Genomic DNA, 17332 nt, shown 5'->3' with positions numbered 1-17332 from the left:
TGGTAGCCACGGGGCGAGAAGGAGGAACCAATGAATATCATGAAGCCTATGCCGGCAGAGGCGGCGGATGCCGCTGATCAACATGCCGAAATCAGCGCTCGCCTGGAGCGTCTTCCCATCACCCGCGAGGTCTTCTGGGCGCGCAATATCATCGGCGCAGCCACTTTTTTCGACGGCTATACAGTGATCGCCATTGCTTATGCCATGCCCGTGCTCGTGCGCGAGTGGGGGCTCAGCCCCTCACAGACCGGCATGATCCTGTCGATGGGCTATCTCGGCCAATTGATCGGCGCCGTCCTGTTCGGCTGGCTCGCCGAAAAGATCGGCCGGCTGAAAGTTCTTCTGTTCACGATCCTGCTCTTCGTCAGCATGGATGTCGCCTGCCTGTTTGCCGCCGGCGCCGGCATGATGATGGCCTTCCGGTTCGTCCAGGGGATCGGCACGGGCGGTGAGGTGCCTGTCGCCAGCGCCTATATCAATGAGCTGATCGGATCGAAGGGGCGCGGCAAGTTCTTCCTTCTCTACGAGGTCATGTTCCTGCTCGGCCTGGTCGGCGCCGGGCTGATCGGCTACTTCATGGTGCCGGTCTACGGCTGGAAGGCGATGTTCGTCGTCGGCCTCGTTCCCGCGGTCCTGATGATCCCGTTGCGCTGGTTCCTGAAGGAGTCGCCGCGCTGGCTAGCCGCAAACGGTCGCTACGAAGAAACCGACGCCATCGTCACCCGTATGGAAGAGAGTGCTCGCGCAGCCGGCAAGGAGCTGCCTGAACCGAAGCGAGTCCAGGCGCCCGTCCGTCGCACATCCGACTGGCGGGAGCTCTTCCAGGGCATTTACCTGAAGCGGACGCTCTCCATCTGGGCCATGTGGTTTACTGCCTATACGGTCGCCAACGGCACGATTACATGGCTGCCGACGCTCTACCGGCAGGTCTTCAACCTTCCGCTGCAAACGAGCATCTTCTATGGATTCCTGACGTCGATCGGAGGCGTGATCGCCGCCGTCATCTGCGCGCTGCTCATCGACAAGGTGGGGCGCAAGCGCTGGTACACCGGCGCGCTGCTTCTGGCTCCGCTGCCGCTTCTGGTGCTCGCATGGCTCGGCGCAACCTCCGCCATTCAGGTTCTGGTGCTTGGCGGACTTGCCTATGCCATCGTCCAGACCGTCACTTTCTCGCTCTATCTCTATTCGGCGGAAATCTACCCGACGCGCCTCAGGGCGCTCGGAACAGGAACCGGCAGCGCCTGGCTTCGCCTTGGTTCGTCGACCGGCCCGATCATCGTCGGCACGCTGATGTCTTCCCTGGGCATCCAATATGTCTTCGCGAGTTTCGCAGCCATCCTGATTGTCGGGGCGATCGTCACGATGCTGTTTGCCGTAGAAACCAAGGGGCGCGTTCTGGAGGAGCTTTCTCCGTAACGAATACAACTCCGGTGCAAACGATCAATCTGGCGGGTGAAAGCCCGCCAGATCAGCTCGTCGTAACTAGCAAACCGGCGCCGCCGGGGAGGTCAGACAGCTCCGGAATGCGGTTTTCTCTATTCGGGGCAAACCTTGACGCGATAGGGCTCGCCCCAGCGATCGTGCCGCCATTCGATATGGCAATAGTGCGGCCGGTAATAGGTCCGGTAGACGGGATAGGGACGATAAACAGGATAAGCCGGATAAACGGGGTAGGCGGGGCGAGCGGCTTCCGACAGCAGAGCGCCGCCGACGACGCCGGCGGCAAGGCCGCCCCAGAAGGCATCGCGCGGACGGGCATCGGCGGTGGTGGCAGTGGCGAGCGAGGCGCCGGCAAAGGTCAGCGCAATCAGGCCCGTCGCCATGGTCTTATGAAGAACGGACATGGTATTTTCCTTGATTTGGACTGGCTTCTATAAGCCATCTCCAGACTCTGCCCTGATCGCGGCGGAGCGATGGCCGCGCAAGCGCTTGCCGCATTAAATTTTCGTCATGATTTCAACGGCTGCCGACGTGACAAGGCACTGATCGGACCTTGTCGGAGCGTCCCGATGGTACGTCCTTATGGTTTCCATTGAGCCCGGACTGCCGATCGCAGGTATTTCAGCCCACTTGAGCCGCGTGTAAAATTCCACCGCGCAAATTTATGGTTAAAACCTTGTTAAACGCCTTGGCGTTATAGTTTTTCTCGTTGATATTTCATTCATTGCGGGAGCGACAATTTCTTGAAATCAACCGGGGACATACTGGAATTGGCTTGCCGCCGGATCGCCGATCTGGACACCCCGGCCTATGTCAAGAATAGCGAGTTGCGCTATGTCGCCGTCAACGAGCCCTATGCCCGTTTCTTCGGCCGCGAGATTTCCGATTTCATCGGCAGGCGCAGCCGCGAACTCTTCGACCGTCCCGAAGAGGAGGAACGTGAGGACAAGGAACGTCGCGCGCTGGTATTCGGCACCGAGGAAAACGCCATCTGCTTCGACGCGGCGAGCCTCAACCATGAGCGCATCCAGATCGAAAGTTTCTCGCCGTCGCCGGAGCGGATCTATGTGCTCGGCATCTTCGAAGCCCACGAGCGCCGCGCCGTCGGCAACAAGGGGATCGGCGGCAGCCCTCAGACTGTAAACGATTCCGGGATCGCCGGCGACCCTGGCTCAGCCGCCGATCTTGCCCAGGTGCGTGAGGCATTGGAAAAGCTCGATCATCCGATCGGCATCTTCGCCGCGGACGGCCGTCCGCTGGTTGTCAACGACGCCTATCGCGAGGGCGCACGTCCCGAGCCACCTGCCGGCGATTCGGCCTGGGGTGAAAGCGTCAGCGAACTCGACGCGCTGCGCACCGTGCTGGAAGATCTGCCGGTTGCCGTCTTCGTACGCGACGACAAGCATCGCCTGATCTATGCCAACAAATATTACGAGACCTTCAGCGGCCGCGCCCGCTCCGAGTATCTGGGAATGACCGAACACGAGATGTTCGGCCCCGAAGGTGCTGAGCCGATCTACCAGGAAAACCTGTTGGCACTCAGGGATGGCATTTCGGTGGAGATCGAGAGCGAGATGCCGAGCGAAGGCGGCCACGTCTATCCCGTCATCTCGCGCGTCAACCGCGTCATTACCGCAGATGGGCGAACCTACGTCGTCGGCTCCTTTTCCGACATCTCGCCGCTCAAGGAGCGCGAGAAGGCGCTGATCGCCTCGCGCAAGCAGGAAGAAGTGCTGCATCGGGATATCGAGAGCATCCTGCGTTCGCTGCCGATCGGCGTGCTGATCCTCGATAACGACCACCGGATCCTCTACGTCAACGACGAATTCTACAGCATCTGGGAGCTGCCGCGCGAGGATCGTTTCGACGGGCGCCCCTTCATCGATGTCATCCGCCGGAACTACGAACTCGGGCGCTACGACGGAACGCAGACGCCCGACGAGATCTACGCATTCCGGCAGCATTTGTTCGAAGCCGAGGAGCCGGAGCCAATCGAGGTCGGCTGGGCGGGCGGCAAATCCGTCATCTTCGACAGCCGGCGCATCTCCAACGACCGCATCCTGCTGACCTATGCCGATATTTCGGCGGTGCGCGAGCGGGAAAAGGAAATTCACGAGACCCGCGCCGCGCTCGAGCGGGTCGGCGAAATGATGCGCGATGCAACGCACGCCATGTCGCAGGGACTTGCCATCGTTCAGGACGGCATCATCAAGATGTCCAACGAGGCAATGGCCGATATCCTGCAGATCCCGCCCCATTACATCGCGGCCGGCCAGGGCTGGCTCGGCATGTTCGAATTCTGCGCGGCCCGCGGCGATTTTTATGACGCGGCGGCCGAAATCCTGGAGGGTTGGCGCGCCCATATCGCGGCAAGGCAACCGATCTCCACCGTCTTCCATGTCGCCGGCGAGCGCTGGGTGAATATGGATGCGACGGTCAGCACCGGGCAGCATTGGGTGGCGCTGTTTACCGATGTCACCGAGCTCAAGAGTCGTGAGAGCGAATTGCGTGAGCTGCTGTCGCGCGCCGAAGCCGCCGACCGCGCCAAATCCGAATTCCTCGCCAATATGAGCCATGAGATCCGCACGCCGATGAACGGCGTGCTCGGCATGGCGGAGCTGCTGGCCAAGACCAATCTCGATACGCGCCAGAAAACCTTCATCGATATCATCGTCAAGTCGGGCAATGCGCTGCTGACGATCATCAACGACATTCTCGATTTCTCGAAGATCGATGCCGGACAGATGACGCTGCGCAAGGCGGCTTTCGATATCACCGAAGCGGTAGAGGATGTGGCGACGCTTCTCTCCTCGCATGCCGCCGAAAAGAACATCGAACTGCTCGTGCGGGCCGCACCCGATCTGCCCGCCGCCGTGATCGGCGATGCCGGCCGCTTCCGCCAGATCGTCACCAATCTCGTCGGCAATGCCGTCAAGTTCACCGAGCGCGGCCATGTCTTCGTCGATGTCGGCTTCGAAGCGGCCGCTGGCGGCGAGATCATGGCGAGCATCCGCATCGAGGATACCGGTATCGGCATCCCGGCCGAAAAGCTCGAAACGGTCTTCGACAAGTTCTCGCAGGTCGACGCCTCCTCGACCCGCCGGCATGAGGGAACGGGGCTCGGACTTGCGATCACTGCCGGGCTCGTCGATCTCTTCGGCGGCTATATCAATGTCGATAGCGAATGGGGCAAGGGCTCGGTCTTCACCGTCAACCTGCCCTTCGCGGTGGCCGCCGCCCGCCTGGAACCGAAGCCGCTGCCGATCAACGTGCAGGGTGCGCGTATCCTCGTCGTCGACGACAATGAGGTGAACCGGCGCATCCTCACCGAGCAGCTTTCGCTCTGGGGCTTCGACGGCGTCGCTGCCGAAGGCGGCAGCACCGGCCTTGCGATCCTGGAGGCGGCGGCCGATCTCGGCGTCACCGTCGATGCCGTGATACTCGACTATCACATGCCCGACATGAACGGAGCCGATCTCGCCCGCCGGCTGCGCGCCGATCCCCGCTTCGCCGAGCTGCCGATCATCTTCCTGACGTCGATGGATATTTCGGGCACGGAAAAGGAATTCGCGGCGCTGAACGGCCAGGCGCATCTGATGAAGCCGGCACGCGCCAACGTGCTGCGCAACACCGTCGTCGAGGTGGTTCGCGCTCGGCGCGTGAAAGAGGCTTCGCAGGCCGAAATCACCCGGCTGCAGGCCGAAACGGCCCCGTCGGCACCTGTGTCTGTGCCTGTGCCTGCGCCGCAGAAGCGCGCGGCTGCATTCGTCGACGTGCTCGTCGCCGAAGACAACGAGGTCAACCAGATCGTCTTCACCCAAATCCTGCAGGGAACGGGGCTTTCCTTCCTTGTCGTGAATAACGGGCAGGAGGCAGTTGCTGCCTGGGAAAGCCACGTGCCGCGCATCATCATGATGGATGTCTCGATGCCCGTCATGAACGGCCATGAGGCGACCCGGACGATCCGCGAAAAGGAAAAGGGGCAGGGGCACCGGGTACCGATCATCGGCGTCACCGCCCATGCGCTGGAAAGCGACCGGGAACTCTGCCTCGACGCCGGCATGGACGATTATATGTCGAAGCCGATCAGCCCCGAACTACTGGAAGAGAAGATTCGGCAATGGCTCGACAAGGACGACCAGCAGCCTGGGCGTACGAGCTACTGATCCTTTCGAGGAAACAGGATGCTCTCGAAATCCTGAGCACCGTTCAGGATATGCAAAATTTCGATCCGATCCTCGCCGACTCGATAGAAGATCAGATAGTTGCCGTAAGGACGGCGGCGGATGCCGGTGTGTTCGTAGCGTGGAACTAACGAAAAACCGTTCGGCGTGTCCGCCAGACGTTCACATCGGTCCACTAGTTCATGGATGAAACTCACTGCCCGCTGCGGATTATCCATCGCGATATAATCGGCGATACGCTCAAGATCCGTCTCCGCCCGAGCGGTAATGAAGACGATCACGAACGGCTATCATATTTTGCAGCAAGGCGGGCGGCGACATCACCAATGGGCTTGAGGCGGCCAGCCTCCGCGTCGGCGATTCCCTGGCCGATTGCTAGATCGAGCGCCATCAGCCGTTTTTCCCGTTCCTCGACAAGTCGAATGCCTTCGCGCAGAACTTCGCTGCGAGAATTATAACGTCCCGATTTTACAAGTTCGTTTACATAGGTTTCGAGCTGCTGTCCAAGGTTCGCGCTGCTTGCCATATCTTTTCCTTTTTGAGCATTATCGCATGAGCTGATAACTGTTAGCAATACGCAATGTAGTCCAGCAGGTCCTACCGGGCCGCCTTCACACCGCAGAGCATTTCGCGCTTGCCGGAAAAACCTTTACGGCGTTCCACAGCAAAGCCGGCGGCGATGAGATTGCGGCGTACGAAGCCGGCCGCAGCATAGGTGGCGAAGGTGCCGCCGGCGATGGTCTTTTCGTTGACCCTACGCATCAGCTCCTCCGACCACATGTCGCCATTGCGCGATGGGGCGAAGCCGTCGAGATACCAGGCGTCGAAGCCCGGCTTCGCCGCAATGACACCGTCGAGGGCCGGGCCGCAGACGACGCTGAGGCGCGTCTGGTCGTCGAGATCTAACGAGACGGTCCCATCAGGCGTTTGCGGCCAGGCGGCCGTGAGCGCCTGGCGCTCGGCATCGATCTCCGGCCAGTGCGACAGCGCCCGGGCGATTTCTTCGCCGCGCATCGGATGGAGTTCGAAGGAGATGAAATGCAGATGCTGGCCGGCCGCGCGATGCTGCTTCCATTGCCGCCAGGTCTCGGCGAAGTTCAGGCCGGTGCCGAAGCCGAGTTCGCCGATCACGAATGTCTGCCGCCCGTTCCAGCGCTCCGGCAGGCCGTTGCCGGCGAGGAAGACATGGCCGCATTCCAGCCGGCCATCGGTCTGGCAATAAAAATGATCGCCAAAGGCGATGGAATAAGGCATATCGCCGTCGCGCCATTCGAGCGGCTGCGGCGCGCCCGCGCCAATCTGATCAGGGTTCACGTCTGTCATGGGAAAAGCCGATAGTCCTCAGCCGGTCTCAGGTCAATCATCCTGCGAATTGCTGATCGTCGGCGGCGGCATCATGGGCCTTTGGGCGGCCGTCCATGCCGAGCGTCGCGGCATCGGCACGGTCATTGCCGATGCCGGCAGATTGGGCGGAGGCGCGAGCGGCGGCCTGCTCGGCGCGCTGATGCCGCATATGCCGGACCGGTGGTCCGCGAAGAAGCAGTTCCAGTTCGATGCGCTGGTGTCGCTCGAAGCCGAGATCGCGGCGCTTGAAGCGGCAACCGGGCTCTCGGCCGGTTACATCAGGTCGGGACGGCTGATTCCGTTGCCGAAGCCGCATCTTAACAAGATAGCACAGGGCCATTGCGAGGACGCCGAGCGCCATTGGCAGGCCGGTGCACGCTGCTTTCATTGGCATGTGGTCGACAGTCCGCCGGTCAGCGGCTGGGTAGAGGACTCTGCGGGCGGCAGCGGCTTCGTGCACGATACGCTCGCCGGCCGCGTCGCACCCCGCTTGCTGATCGCGGCGCTCGCCGCTTTCCTGCGGCGGGCAAAACATGTGCGCATCGTCGAACATGGAACGGTTGCCGGCCTCGATCCCGATCGCGGCACGGCCGCGATCGGCGGCGAAAGCGTCGTTTTCGATCGCTGCATGCTGGCTGCCGGCCACCAGTCTTTCCCATTGCTCGATGCGCTGACGCCAGGGCTGAAACGGCCGCTCGGCCAGCCGGTCAAGGGGCAGGCGGCGCTGCTGAAAGCCGATATCGATCCGGCCTTGCCGACGATCTTCCTCGACGGGCTTTACATCGTCGCGCATGAGGGCGGATATGCGGCGATCGGCAGCACCAGCGAGAACCGTTTCGATGACCCCGCGTCGACCGACGCTCTGCTCGACGGGCTGATCGAGATGGCGCGCGGCATTGCGCCGGCGCTTCGCAACGCGCCGGTTGTCGAACGCTGGACCGGGCTTCGGCCCAAGGCCATCGATCGCGATCCGATGATCGGCCGCCATCCCGACCACCCGCGGCTCATTGCATTGACCGGTGGTTTCAAGGTCAGCTTCGGCCTTGCCCACCGGCTGGCGGAGGCGGCAGTTTGTATCGCAGACGATACAGATTGCGGTTTTTTGCTGCCGGAAAGCTTTGCGATTTCAAGTCATATCGCTGTGGCTTCACGTTAGACGCGAATTGGATACAGCTGCGTTTCGTTATTCTGTCATGCAAATCACCTATCTGCTTGCGCATCGGCAGCGCCCAATTTCATCGGCGCTCACTTCCTTGATGGAGGGAATTGCATGCGCTATGCCATTTGCTTCACGCCTCCGGCGAGCGACCCGCTGTCGCTCGTAGCCGCCAATTGGCTTGGTCGAAACGTATATTCGGGCGATATGCTGGAGCCTCCGGCCGTCCGCGGCCTCGGCATTCACGAGATCGCCTTTCATACCGCGGTGCCGCGGCGTTATGGTTTCCACGGCGTTCTGAAAGCGCCGTTCCATCTGTCCGCAGATATGTCCGAATCGCAACTCCTGCGCGATCTCATGCGTTTTGCCGGGACATTCGCTCCCTTCCAGATTTCACGTCTGGAAATTGCCCGGCTCGGCAGTTTCTATAGCCTGATGCCGAGCGCTCCTTGTGAGCAGATCCAGTATCTGGCTTCGGCAATCGTCCAGGAGTTCGATCGCTACCGCGCGCCGCTGAGCGAAGCCGACATCGAGCGCAGCGATCCGGATGGATTATCGGCGGCGCAGTTCGCCAATCTGCATCGTTGGGGCAATCCTTATGTCATGAACGAGTTCCGCTTCCATATGCCGGTGACAGGCTCGATCAACGCGATCGACATGCCCCGCATCGAAGCGGCGCTGCGAACCATCTTCGAGCCCGTCCTGAAGGTGCCGGTGATGGTTTCGAACGTGGCATTGATGATCGAAGAGGGCACTGGCGGTCCGTTCCGCGTCCACTCGCTGCACCCCATGGGCAAGGTCAGTGCGCGCAGGATCGCCTGACGATGCTTCGATCTAAGTGATTGTGGAGAAAAGATAAATTCTGCCGCGCAGTTTCCGTCTCGACATTCCGGCTGCGGATGATACCGTTCCCCGTCCTTTCAGAAGGTGATTTGATGGTATCCGAGACTTATCCGCGCAATCTCGTCGGTTATGGGCGCCAGACGCCCGACCCGAAGTGGCCCGAAGAGGCATGCGTCGCCGTACAGTTTGTCATCAATTACGAGGAGGGCGGCGAGAGCTCGATCCTCGACGGCGATCCCGCGTCCGAAAACCTGCTGTCGGAGATCGTCGGCGCGGCTGCCTGGCCGGGACAGCGTAATCTCAACATGGAATCGATCTACGAATATGGCTCGCGGGCCGGCTTCTGGCGGCTCTGGCGGATGTTTACCGATCTCAAGGTGCAGGCGACCGTCTACGGCGTGACGCTGGCGATGGCCCGCAACCCGGAAGCCGTCGCGGCGATGAAGGAGGCCGGCTGGGAGATCGCCAGCCATGGCTATCGCTGGCTGGAATACAAGGATTTCCCCGAGGATCTCGAGCGCAAGCATATTCTCGAAGCCGTGCGTCTGCACACCGAACTGACCGGCGAGCGGCCCTACGGCATGTATCAGGGCAAGCCCTCCGACAATACGCTTCGGCTGGTGCAGGAGGAGGGCGGTTTCCTCTATTCCTCTGATTCCTATGCCGACGACCTGCCGTACTGGGTTAAGGGCGTCGACGGCAAACCTTTCCTGATCGTTCCCTATACGCTCGAAACCAACGACATGCGTTTTGCCACGCCGCAGGGTTTCAACGCCGGCGATCAGTTCTTCACCTATCTGAAGGATGCCTTCGACACGCTTTACGAGGAAGGCAAGGCGGGCAGCCCGAAGATGATGTCGGTCGGCCTGCATTGCCGCCTCGTCGGACGACCCGGTCGGGCGGCGGCGCTGAAGCGCTTCATCGAATATGTGCTGAAGCACGACAAGGTCTGGATTCCGCGCCGCATCGAGATTGCCGAACATTGGCACAAGCACCATCAGCCGGACGCGCTCTGATGCTGTCGCGCGACGATTTCGTTTCCCGCTTCGGCGGCGTCTTCGAGCATTCGCCTTTCATCGCCGAGCGTGCTTATGACAACGGCAGCGTGGTAGAGCCGCTGACGGCATCAGGTGTGCATGCGGCGCTTGCCGCCGTCTTCCGCGCTGCAAGCAAGGAAGAGCGTCTCGGCGTGCTCCGAGCCCATCCGGATCTCGCCGGGCGCCTGGCGGTCGCAGGCGAACTCACCGAGGACAGCCGCAAGGAGCAGTCGGGAGCCGGTCTCGACCGGCTGAGCCCGGCCGAGCATGCCCGCTTCAGCGAACTCAATGCGGCCTATGTCGAAAAATTCGGTTTTCCCTTCATCATCGCCGTCAAAGGGCTCGGCAAGGACGACATCCTTTCGGCCTTCGAGACCCGGATCGGCAATGGCCCGGATGAAGAATTCGCGACCGCAACGGCGCAGGTCGAACGGATCGCACTGCTGCGCCTGACATCGATGTTGCCGGAGGGTGAATGAGCGAGCCGCGTGCTATCGACTATCTCAATGAAATGCAGAAGGCGGCCGCCGAAGCATTGTATTTTGTCGGCGGAATGGATGAGGCGGCCTTCGCCGAGGACAATCTCACTTTCAAGGCCGTTGCCTTCTGCCACTTCACCATCGGCGCGGCTGCATCCCGCCTGCTTGTAGCCCATCCGGAATTTGCCACCGAGCATCCCACTTTGCCGTGGACGAAAATCTGCGGCACCGGCAACCGTATCCTCGAAGACGTCTTCGCCCTCGATCCCTCCGACATCTGGGAGGCAACCTATCGCACGCTGCCGGAACTTCTTGTCGAGATCGATGCCATTCGTCACTGGCATGCCGAAGGCGAGTGAAGCCGTTGCCCGAATTTCTCGACATCCGTCCATTGACCAGATCGACCTTCGCCCCGTTCGGCGAGGTGATCGAAGCCGATCCAGCCTCGATGCGGCTCATCAATGGCGGCACGACCGAGCGTTTTCATGCGCTGGCCGCAGCCGAGGCGGCGGGCGAGGGCGCGCGCGTCATCATAAATCTGTTTCGCGGCCAGCCGCGCAGCTTTCCCTATGATGTCGATATGATGGAGCGTCATCCTTTCGGCAGCCAGAGCTTCTCGCCGCTTTCCGGCCGGCCCTTCCTCGTCGTCGTTTCAGAGGATGAAGGCGGGCGCCCCTGCCGGCCGCAGGTCTTTCGCGCGCGCGGGGACCAGGGGGTGAATTACCGCCGCAATGTCTGGCATCATCCGCTGATGGCGCTTGGCCAGCCCTCCGATTTCCTGGTCGTCGATCGCGACGGACCAGGCAACAATCTGGAAGAATTCTTCTTCGAAACCCCCTTTGTCATCAAAGAGCCAGCCCCATGACCGGACTGACCACGCATGTTCTCGACACCGCCCTCGGCAAGCCGGCAGCAGGCCTCAGGATCGACCTTTTCCAGCTCGAGGGCGAGATCCGCAGGCATCTGAAGACGGTCGCCACCAATGCCGACGGCCGGATCGATGGCGGCCCGATTCTATCAGGCGAAAATTTCCACGTGGGAACCTACGAACTGGTCTTTCACGCCGGCGATTATCTCAGAGCCTGCGGCACGCCCCTGCCGCATCCTGCCTTCCTCGATCTCGTGCCGATCCGTTTCGGCATTGCCGACGTCACGGCGCATTATCACGTGCCGCTGCTAATCTCACCCTATGGTTACTCCACCTATCGAGGTAGTTAGATGTGGAGCCTCAACAGGTTGTCCTGGGTAAGAGCGAGCCTAGTGATTGGTGGTTTTGAGTTTAGACTTCCGTGAGGCCTGTGCCAATTGTAGCGATGAAGCCATCGTGGCAGTTCGGCGGCGCGCATGTCCGAGTTGGGATAGGCGACGGCGTAGGCCCACTCTCTGAGGGCGGTCTGGATGAAGCGTTCGGCCTTTCCGTTGGTTTTAGGCGTATATGGTCTGGTGCGAACGTGCTTGAGGCCGTTGTCGCGACAAGCTTGGCCGAATGGCTTTGATGTGTAGCAGGGACCATTGTCGGTCATGACGCGCTCGACCGCGATCCCGAGGCTGGCATAATAGGCCAATGCCGCCTTCAAGAAGGCCACGGCGCTTTCTTTCGTCTCGTCCGGCAATATCTGTGAGAAAGCGATGCGAGAGGCATCGTCGATGGCCACATGAACGCATTCCCAACCGGCGCCCCAACTCTTGCCTCTGCGCGAACTCTGGCGAGTGCGATCGCCGGTGATGCGGTGGCCGACCTCATGAAACCGGCCGAGCTTCTTGATGTCGATATGAATCATCTCGCCGGGAGCCTGGCGTTCATAACGACGCACAGGCTCGGCCGGCTCGATATCCTTGAGGCGGGAGTGGCCTGCGCGCTTGAGAACCCGGCTCACCGTCGCTGCAGATACACCGGTTTCGATCGCGATGTGCTTGCCAGTCAGGCGCTGGCGGCGAAGCGTGATGATGCGCTCCGCCAGCGCCTGACTGGTCTGCCGGGGCATGGCATGAGGTCGGGAGGAACGATCGAGCATCGCCTCTCGACCACCGGCCTTGAAACGCTCGACCCAACGGGCGACGATCTTGGCCGCGACGCCATAGGCCTGTGCTGCCTGAGCCTGGGTCAGATGCCCTTCGATAACAGCAAGCGCCATTTGTTCCCGGCGCAACGGCGTCAGTCGGGCATTCTTATGAATGTTCATTCGCGGCGATCCTTCCGACTCGAGGTGTGATAGCTCCAGTCTCCTAAATCCGCTTTGAATGGACAACCTCCCGAAAGCTCACAGTTAGAGCCTTTCCTGGTTAGATTGAAGCATTCTGCCGGAGCAGGTTTTCGTCAGGATCAGAGGCGATTGGCGACGGGCATACCCCAAGGTACGTCCGAGCCGATCGCCTCTGATCCTGGCGGAAAGATGCCCGGCCTTTCAGGTTGGCTGAAACGGGCCGGCTGATCGACCGGCCGGCTTGGCCGTAGAGCTGGGCTACGACGCGCGCCGGCCGGTCGACCATCCGACTCCGTTTGAGCCAACAGAATGATTCAATCTAACCAGGAAAGGCTCTAAAGATGAGATTTGCCGCGATCGCCGATATCCACGGCAACCATCTGGCGCTCGAGGCGGTGCTTGCGGATATTCGCGCCGAAGGCATCGAGGAGGTCGTCAATCTCGGCGATGTCTTCAGCGGGCCGCTGGAGGCCGGCCGGACGGCGGATCTGCTGATGCCGCTCGACCTGACGTCGGTGCGCGGCAACCACGACCGCTATCTCATTGAGCAGGATCCGGCTTCCATGCATGCCTCGGATGCCGCCGCCTATCGGCAGTTGTCGCCACCCCAGCTCGACTGGCTGCGCAGCCTGCCATTCGATGCCGTCTATCGCGGCGAGGCGTATCTCTGCCATGCAACGCCGAAAGACGACAACTTCTACTGGCTGGAGTCAGTCTCGCCGGACGGTATCGTTTTCCCAAAGCCGATCGAAGCGATCGAGGCGTTGGCTGAGGGCATAGACCTGCCGCTGATCCTTTGCGGGCACACGCACATTCCTCGCGCCGTCCGTCTCTCCGACGGCCGGCTGATCGTCAACCCCGGCAGCGTCGGCTGCCCTGCCTATGACGACGATCAGCCCTGCTACCACAGGGTCGAAGCCGGCCATCCGCTGGCCGGTTATGCGATTCTGGAAAAGACGCCTGCGGGATGGACCTGGCAGTTCCGCAACGTCGCCTATGACAATCTTGCGATGTCGAGACTGGCGGCTCAAAACCGCCGGCCAGACTGGGCGAGTGCGCTGGCGACCGGCTGGCTGCGGTAGCCGGCCGCCTTCGCGCGCGATAGCGGATTACTCCTTCGGAGGTGCAGCGGCGATAGCCGCCTGCGCGGGGGCGGCGGGTGCGGCCGGAACGACGTGTGGGGCCGCGGGCTTGGCGCTGTCGAGATTGCCAAGCAGGGATGAGATCGCATTATCGCCTTCGAAGCCCGCCTCCTTCAACAGCTTGTCGAGGATCGGCTTGTTGGCCTGGTAGGCGAGCAACTGACCCGCCAGGCCGTCACCCATGCCGATACCGCTGTCGCCGTTCGCGCCGCCGCGGCCGAGCATGCCGCCGGTGTCGAAGATCCTGATGTCGGAGATCTTCTCGATCGGCTTGACCGCCTCGGCCAGCGCTTCGGGAATGATGCGGATGCGCTCGCGGGTGATTTCGAACTCGATGATGGTCTGGCTGAGCTTGTTGCGGGCCTCGTTGAGCAAGGCCTCGCTTTCGGCCTGAGCCCGGCCGGTTTCGAGAATGCCCTTGGCCTTGATGATCGCCGCGTCCGCTTCTGCGGTCGCGAGCGTCTTGATGGCTTCCGCCTGGTCGATCGCGGCCTGCTTCTCGGCCTCGGCGCCGACGGTCACGGCGGTCGCTTCGGTTTCGGCTTTCTTGCGTGCGTCGATCACGGCAATCTGCTTTTCGCGCTCGGCGATCTCGATTGCCTTGGCGGTACCGACCTTTTCCTCTGCAGCGATCGCGGTGGCGCGGGCCGTTTCGGCCGCCGCCTTCGCCTCGGATTCTTCCCGGCTCTTGTTGGCAACGGCGATGGCGCTCTCCTGGGCGACGATCTGAAGGTCGCGCTTGGCTTCGGTATCGCGCTGCTGGACGGCGCGGGCCGCATCGATGTTCGCGCTTTCGCGCGCCTGCTTGGCGGCTGCCTCGCGTTCGGCGATCGCCTGTTCGGAGGCGATACGGGCTTCCTCTTCGGCGCGTTTTGCCGCCTGCTCCTGCTGGGCGGTTTCGGCGCGCGTCGCGGCGGATTTGTTGGCGATGTCGCGTTCCTGGCTGAGTTCGGCCTCGCGTTTCGTCCGTTCGATGGCGAGCGACTGCTGGCGAGCCTCGAGGTCCTTCTGGGCAATGGCGACTTCGGTGTCGCGGACGATCTCGTTGCGCTCCTTCTTGCGGCTCTCGGTGATGCGCGTCAGTGCCGCCAGACCCTGCGCGTCGAAGAAGTTGTTGGCGTTGAAATGCTTGATATCGGTCTGGTCGAGGCGGGTCAGCGACACGGATTCGAGCTCGAGACCGTTCGACTGGAGATCGGCGCCGACGGCTTCCTGCACCGCCTTGACGAAGTCCATGCGCTGCTCCTGCAACGCGTCGAGGTTCATTGTCGCCGCCACCGAGCGCAGGCCGTCGACGAATTTAGCTTCGATCAGGATGCGCAGCGCCTCGGCATCGTTGGTGCGGCTGCCGAGCGTCTGCGCGGCAAGCGCGATCGAGGAGCCGTCGGGTTTCACGCGCACATAGAATTCAGCGCCGATATCGACGCGCATGCGGTCCTTGGTGATCAGCGCATCACCTTCGCCGCGGCGGACTTCGAGGCGCAGCGTCTTCAGGTTCACCCTGGCGATCGAGTGGAAGATCGGCAGGACGACGGAGCCGCCGTCGAGCACGACTTTCTGACCGCCGAGACCGGTGCGGACATAGGCCTCGTCACGGCTGGAGCGCGTGTAGAGAGAGGCGAGGACAAAGCCGATGCCGAAGATCAGAACGATGCTAATGCCGGCCGGTAGAAGAATGTCGTACATCATGGCTGCTCCCTGAAAGATTGATTGTCCGCTCCGGCCGGATCGGCGAGTGCGGGAATGGCGATAAACACATCAGCCTTGCGATCGACGAGGAGAACGTGCGTGCCGATCTTCAGCGGGTCCTGGCCCTTGGCAGCCTTGGCTCTCAGAACATGCCAGTTCCCGTGTTGGTCCTTGATCCGGATGCGACCGGGCAGTCCCTGATCGAGCGGGCCGAGCGACACTTCTGCGGTGCGGCCGATGAGCGTATCGAGATCGACGGCATAAGTCTCGTCGTGCGGGACGATCCGCGCCACCGTCCGGCTCGATGCCCTGACCATGGGGAAGGTGACCGCCAAGGCGGGAACGACGGCGACAGTAGCGGGCAACGGGGCCCAGAAAGCGCCGGCGACCGCCTGTACCGCAAAACCGGCAATGGCGAAGAAGCCGAGCGCCATCATCACGAGAATGAGCAGGGGGACGCCGCCGACATTAAGCCAGGAGAGGTAGCCGGCAATGCCGTCATGGCCGTGGAGATCCGGTTTTCCGAGAAGCTCCGTGATCGAAAAACCCATGACGGTCGCGAGCATCTCGATCACGGTCAGGCCGGCAAGCACGGCGGCGGCGATCGCAAAAGGAAGGCATTCAGGAGCGAGAAAAAGTCCCATCTGATTTACCGGTTATCCGCCTTGAAACGCGCAAGGCGGGCTTCGATCGCCTGCTCGCGGTGCAATCGGTCGAGTTCGTCCAGTTCGGAACTATGGGCGTTTTCGGCTGATGGAACGCCGGTCAGCCGCGAGACCGCCGCGGCGGCGCGGGCGGCATCCGCGCCTGGCGTCGGTCTGCCGTGGCCGGCGAGAGCCTCTTCGGGATGCTTGGCGATGCTGCGCTTGAAATCGGCCAGGCGGGCGTCGGCCTCGCGGCGCGTGGCGAGCACGGCCTGCAGGGCTTTCTGGCCCTCGTCCACCTGCTCGCTCGCATCGGCCAGCGCCTTGTCGAGCGCGGCGATCTGGGATTCGAGATCGATCTGACGGGCGACGCCGGCCTTTGCCAGATCGTCGCGCCCGGAGGAGACCGCGAGGCGGATCTTCTCATCGAGCGCATTCATGTCTTCGACGATTTCGTCCTTGCGGCTCTGGATGCGGTATTCCTCGGCGCGTGCCTTGCCGAGGTCGGTGCGGGCTTCCTCCGCAGCCGCATCGATTTCGCGGATCGCCTGTTCGATCACCGCGATCTTGTTGACGCCTTCCGCTTTATCGATCGCTGCGTTCGCGATACCCGCTATCAGGCGACCCATGCGTGAAAGAATGCCTTCATTCGTCATGTTTTCCTCCATCCGAGCGGAATTCGGCGTGACGCCGATGTTAATCTCGTAGCGATCGTGGTTCGCTACAAGGTATGCGGGAAAAATACTCTCCCATCCCCTGGAATAACCGGCAACATCGAAGGGCACGGCAACGCGTCCGTGCACCGTGGCGATGGTCAGGTCCGAGGGGCCTTTGATGGCGAAGAGCTTGTCGTCGAGCGGCAGCTGCAGCGGTTCCGGGATGACGCCCCTGTTGGCGGCGAAATCACGAAGGCCGAGCGTCACCAGCCGGGCTGGCAGGCCCGTCTGCTCGCGAACGGTTTCATAGGCGAGATCATGCAGGACGACGAGATTGGCGCCGGCTTTGTCGTCGATGAGATCGGTCAGGATGTCGTTCATCCTGCGATAGGCGATAATGGTGTCGTCGAGCGCCTGCCGGGCCTGATCGTCAGGCGCCAGCATGTAGCGCAAAAGTGAGGGACGCGATGTTTTGCTCGTGGATGCCATGGACAAAAACATAAAGCACCGCTTT

18 protein-coding genes are annotated in these 17332 nt (G+C 61.8%); 10 read left to right on the top strand and 8 right to left on the bottom strand.

All coding sequences use genetic code 11. From position 1 onward, the window contains the following. The first annotated feature begins 30 nt into the window (after nucleotides 1–30). Entirely contained in the window at nucleotides 31–1416 is a 1386-nt protein-coding gene (locus N2597_RS14905) for an MFS transporter (RefSeq protein WP_183599899.1), read from the top strand. A 119-nt stretch (nucleotides 1417–1535) separates the two neighbouring features. Here the strand turns inward: N2597_RS14905 and N2597_RS14900 are convergent, their stop codons facing one another. Then, entirely contained in the window at nucleotides 1536–1844 is a 309-nt protein-coding gene (locus tag N2597_RS14900; RefSeq protein ID WP_106795518.1) for a hypothetical protein, read from the bottom strand. Between the two features lie 339 nt (nucleotides 1845–2183). Here N2597_RS14900 and N2597_RS14895 point away from each other — a divergent pair, with 339 nt between their 5' ends. Continuing rightward, a complete protein-coding gene (locus tag N2597_RS14895; RefSeq protein ID WP_183599901.1) occupies nucleotides 2184–5606 on the top strand; it encodes a PAS domain-containing hybrid sensor histidine kinase/response regulator in 3423 nt (1140 codons plus the stop codon). Here the strand turns inward: N2597_RS14895 and N2597_RS14890 are convergent. The 3 genes from N2597_RS14890 to mnmC2 all read right to left on the bottom strand — a co-directional run bounded on the left by N2597_RS14890 (nucleotide 5600) and on the right by mnmC2 (nucleotide 6947). Beyond that, nucleotides 5600–5905, bottom strand: a complete 306-nt coding sequence (locus N2597_RS14890) for a type II toxin-antitoxin system RelE/ParE family toxin (RefSeq protein ID WP_096768944.1) — start codon at nucleotides 5903–5905, stop codon at nucleotides 5600–5602. The genes N2597_RS14895 and N2597_RS14890 overlap by 7 nt on opposite strands. Continuing rightward, nucleotides 5902–6150 carry a type II toxin-antitoxin system ParD family antitoxin gene (locus N2597_RS14885; protein ID WP_096768945.1) on the bottom strand — a complete coding sequence of 83 codons (249 nt, stop codon included), beginning with the start codon at nucleotides 6148–6150 and terminating at the stop codon, nucleotides 5902–5904. The genes N2597_RS14890 and N2597_RS14885 overlap by 4 nt, the downstream gene beginning before the upstream one ends. A gap of 71 nt (nucleotides 6151–6221) precedes the next feature. Further along, nucleotides 6222–6947 carry a tRNA (5-methylaminomethyl-2-thiouridine)(34)-methyltransferase MnmC2 gene (mnmC2, locus tag N2597_RS14880; RefSeq protein ID WP_183599903.1) on the bottom strand — a complete coding sequence of 242 codons (726 nt, stop codon included), beginning with the start codon at nucleotides 6945–6947 and terminating at the stop codon, nucleotides 6222–6224. Between mnmC2 and N2597_RS14875 the strand changes: the two genes are divergently transcribed. The 7 genes from N2597_RS14875 (at nucleotide 6946) to uraH (ending at nucleotide 11701) form a co-directional block, all read left to right on the top strand. Further along, nucleotides 6946–8124 carry an NAD(P)/FAD-dependent oxidoreductase gene (locus N2597_RS14875; RefSeq protein ID WP_183599905.1) on the top strand — a complete coding sequence of 393 codons (1179 nt, stop codon included), beginning with the start codon at nucleotides 6946–6948 and terminating at the stop codon, nucleotides 8122–8124. The two genes, mnmC2 and N2597_RS14875, sit on opposite strands and share 2 nt — an antisense overlap. Nucleotides 8125–8238: 114 nt before the next feature. Next, nucleotides 8239–8946: a DUF1045 domain-containing protein gene (locus N2597_RS14870; RefSeq protein WP_183599907.1), complete on the top strand. Its 708-nt coding sequence runs from the start codon at nucleotides 8239–8241 to the stop codon at nucleotides 8944–8946. Between the two features lie 113 nt (nucleotides 8947–9059). Further along, nucleotides 9060–9983, top strand: a complete 924-nt coding sequence (gene puuE, locus N2597_RS14865) for an allantoinase PuuE (protein WP_038690600.1) — start codon at nucleotides 9060–9062, stop codon at nucleotides 9981–9983. Continuing rightward, nucleotides 9983–10483 carry a 2-oxo-4-hydroxy-4-carboxy-5-ureidoimidazoline decarboxylase gene (uraD, locus tag N2597_RS14860; RefSeq protein ID WP_106795512.1) on the top strand — a complete coding sequence of 167 codons (501 nt, stop codon included), beginning with the start codon at nucleotides 9983–9985 and terminating at the stop codon, nucleotides 10481–10483. The genes puuE and uraD overlap by 1 nt, the downstream gene beginning before the upstream one ends. Next, nucleotides 10480–10842, top strand: a complete 363-nt coding sequence (locus N2597_RS14855; protein WP_009988784.1) for a HepT-like ribonuclease domain-containing protein — start codon at nucleotides 10480–10482, stop codon at nucleotides 10840–10842. Before uraD ends, N2597_RS14855 begins: the two co-directional genes overlap by 4 nt. Before the next feature lie 5 nt (nucleotides 10843–10847). Next, on the top strand, nucleotides 10848–11348 hold the full coding sequence (locus N2597_RS14850) for an ureidoglycolate lyase (protein ID WP_183599909.1): 501 nt from the start codon (nucleotides 10848–10850) through the stop codon (nucleotides 11346–11348). Further along, the gene (gene uraH / locus N2597_RS14845; RefSeq protein WP_183599911.1) at nucleotides 11345–11701 is read left to right on the top strand and encodes a hydroxyisourate hydrolase; all 357 of its coding nucleotides are present in this window, start codon (nucleotides 11345–11347) and stop codon (nucleotides 11699–11701) included. The genes N2597_RS14850 and uraH overlap by 4 nt, the downstream gene beginning before the upstream one ends. On the opposite strand, the gene N2597_RS14840 is transcribed toward uraH, so the two are convergent. After that, nucleotides 11698–12666: an IS481-like element ISRel2 family transposase gene (locus N2597_RS14840; protein WP_004673777.1), complete on the bottom strand. Its 969-nt coding sequence runs from the start codon at nucleotides 12664–12666 to the stop codon at nucleotides 11698–11700. The two genes, uraH and N2597_RS14840, sit on opposite strands and share 4 nt — an antisense overlap. 362 nt (nucleotides 12667–13028) lie before the next feature. Here N2597_RS14840 and N2597_RS14835 point away from each other — a divergent pair, with 362 nt between their 5' ends. Then, nucleotides 13029–13769, top strand: a complete 741-nt coding sequence (locus tag N2597_RS14835; RefSeq protein ID WP_096768951.1) for a metallophosphoesterase family protein — start codon at nucleotides 13029–13031, stop codon at nucleotides 13767–13769. A 27-nt stretch (nucleotides 13770–13796) separates the two neighbouring features. Here N2597_RS14835 and N2597_RS14830 read toward each other — a convergent pair whose 3' ends face one another. From N2597_RS14830 to N2597_RS14820, 3 genes are read right to left on the bottom strand one after another with little or no spacing between them, the layout of a single operon-like run. Further along, complete coding sequence (locus N2597_RS14830; protein WP_096768952.1) at nucleotides 13797–15518, bottom strand: flotillin family protein; 1722 nt, start codon at nucleotides 15516–15518, stop codon at nucleotides 13797–13799. Continuing rightward, nucleotides 15515–16162: an OB-fold-containig protein gene (locus N2597_RS14825; protein ID WP_183600027.1), complete on the bottom strand. Its 648-nt coding sequence runs from the start codon at nucleotides 16160–16162 to the stop codon at nucleotides 15515–15517. The genes N2597_RS14830 and N2597_RS14825 overlap by 4 nt, the downstream gene beginning before the upstream one ends. A 5-nt stretch (nucleotides 16163–16167) precedes the next feature. Beyond that, nucleotides 16168–17307, bottom strand: a complete 1140-nt coding sequence (locus N2597_RS14820) for a PspA/IM30 family protein (RefSeq protein WP_183600025.1) — start codon at nucleotides 17305–17307, stop codon at nucleotides 16168–16170. Nucleotides 17308–17332 lie beyond the last annotated feature (25 nt).

The sequence above is a fragment of the Rhizobium sophoriradicis genome (assembly GCF_025200795.1).
In the GTDB taxonomy this organism is placed as follows: domain Bacteria; phylum Pseudomonadota; class Alphaproteobacteria; order Rhizobiales; family Rhizobiaceae; genus Rhizobium; species Rhizobium sophoriradicis.
The sequence above is the reverse complement of the archived record's forward strand: the minus strand, read 5'-3'. Positions and strand labels throughout refer to the sequence as shown.

Bases quoted from the DNA above. Each gene is read 5' to 3' on its own strand.
- N2597_RS14905 (WP_183599899.1), top strand. From the start codon at position 31: ATGAATATCATGAAGCCTATGCCGGCAGAGGCGGCGGATGCCGCTGAT.
- N2597_RS14900 (WP_106795518.1), bottom strand. From the start codon at position 1,844: ATGTCCGTTCTTCATAAGACCATGGCGACGGGCCTGATTGCGCTGACC.
- N2597_RS14885 (WP_096768945.1), bottom strand. From the start codon at position 6,150: ATGGCAAGCAGCGCGAACCTTGGACAGCAGCTCGAAACCTATGTAAAC.
- N2597_RS14875 (WP_183599905.1), top strand. From the start codon at position 6,946: ATGGGAAAAGCCGATAGTCCTCAGCCGGTCTCAGGTCAATCATCCTGC.
- mnmC2 (WP_183599903.1), bottom strand. From the start codon at position 6,947: ATGACAGACGTGAACCCTGATCAGATTGGCGCGGGCGCGCCGCAGCCG.
- N2597_RS14870 (WP_183599907.1), top strand. From the start codon at position 8,239: ATGCGCTATGCCATTTGCTTCACGCCTCCGGCGAGCGACCCGCTGTCG.
- puuE (WP_038690600.1), top strand. From the start codon at position 9,060: ATGGTATCCGAGACTTATCCGCGCAATCTCGTCGGTTATGGGCGCCAG.
- uraD (WP_106795512.1), top strand. From the start codon at position 9,983: ATGCTGTCGCGCGACGATTTCGTTTCCCGCTTCGGCGGCGTCTTCGAG.
- N2597_RS14855 (WP_009988784.1), top strand. From the start codon at position 10,480: ATGAGCGAGCCGCGTGCTATCGACTATCTCAATGAAATGCAGAAGGCG.
- uraH (WP_183599911.1), top strand. From the start codon at position 11,345: ATGACCGGACTGACCACGCATGTTCTCGACACCGCCCTCGGCAAGCCG.
- N2597_RS14840 (WP_004673777.1), bottom strand. From the start codon at position 12,666: ATGAACATTCATAAGAATGCCCGACTGACGCCGTTGCGCCGGGAACAA.
- N2597_RS14835 (WP_096768951.1), top strand. From the start codon at position 13,029: ATGAGATTTGCCGCGATCGCCGATATCCACGGCAACCATCTGGCGCTC.
- N2597_RS14830 (WP_096768952.1), bottom strand. From the start codon at position 15,518: ATGATGTACGACATTCTTCTACCGGCCGGCATTAGCATCGTTCTGATC.
- N2597_RS14825 (WP_183600027.1), bottom strand. From the start codon at position 16,162: ATGGGACTTTTTCTCGCTCCTGAATGCCTTCCTTTTGCGATCGCCGCC.
- N2597_RS14820 (WP_183600025.1), bottom strand. From the start codon at position 17,307: ATGGCATCCACGAGCAAAACATCGCGTCCCTCACTTTTGCGCTACATG.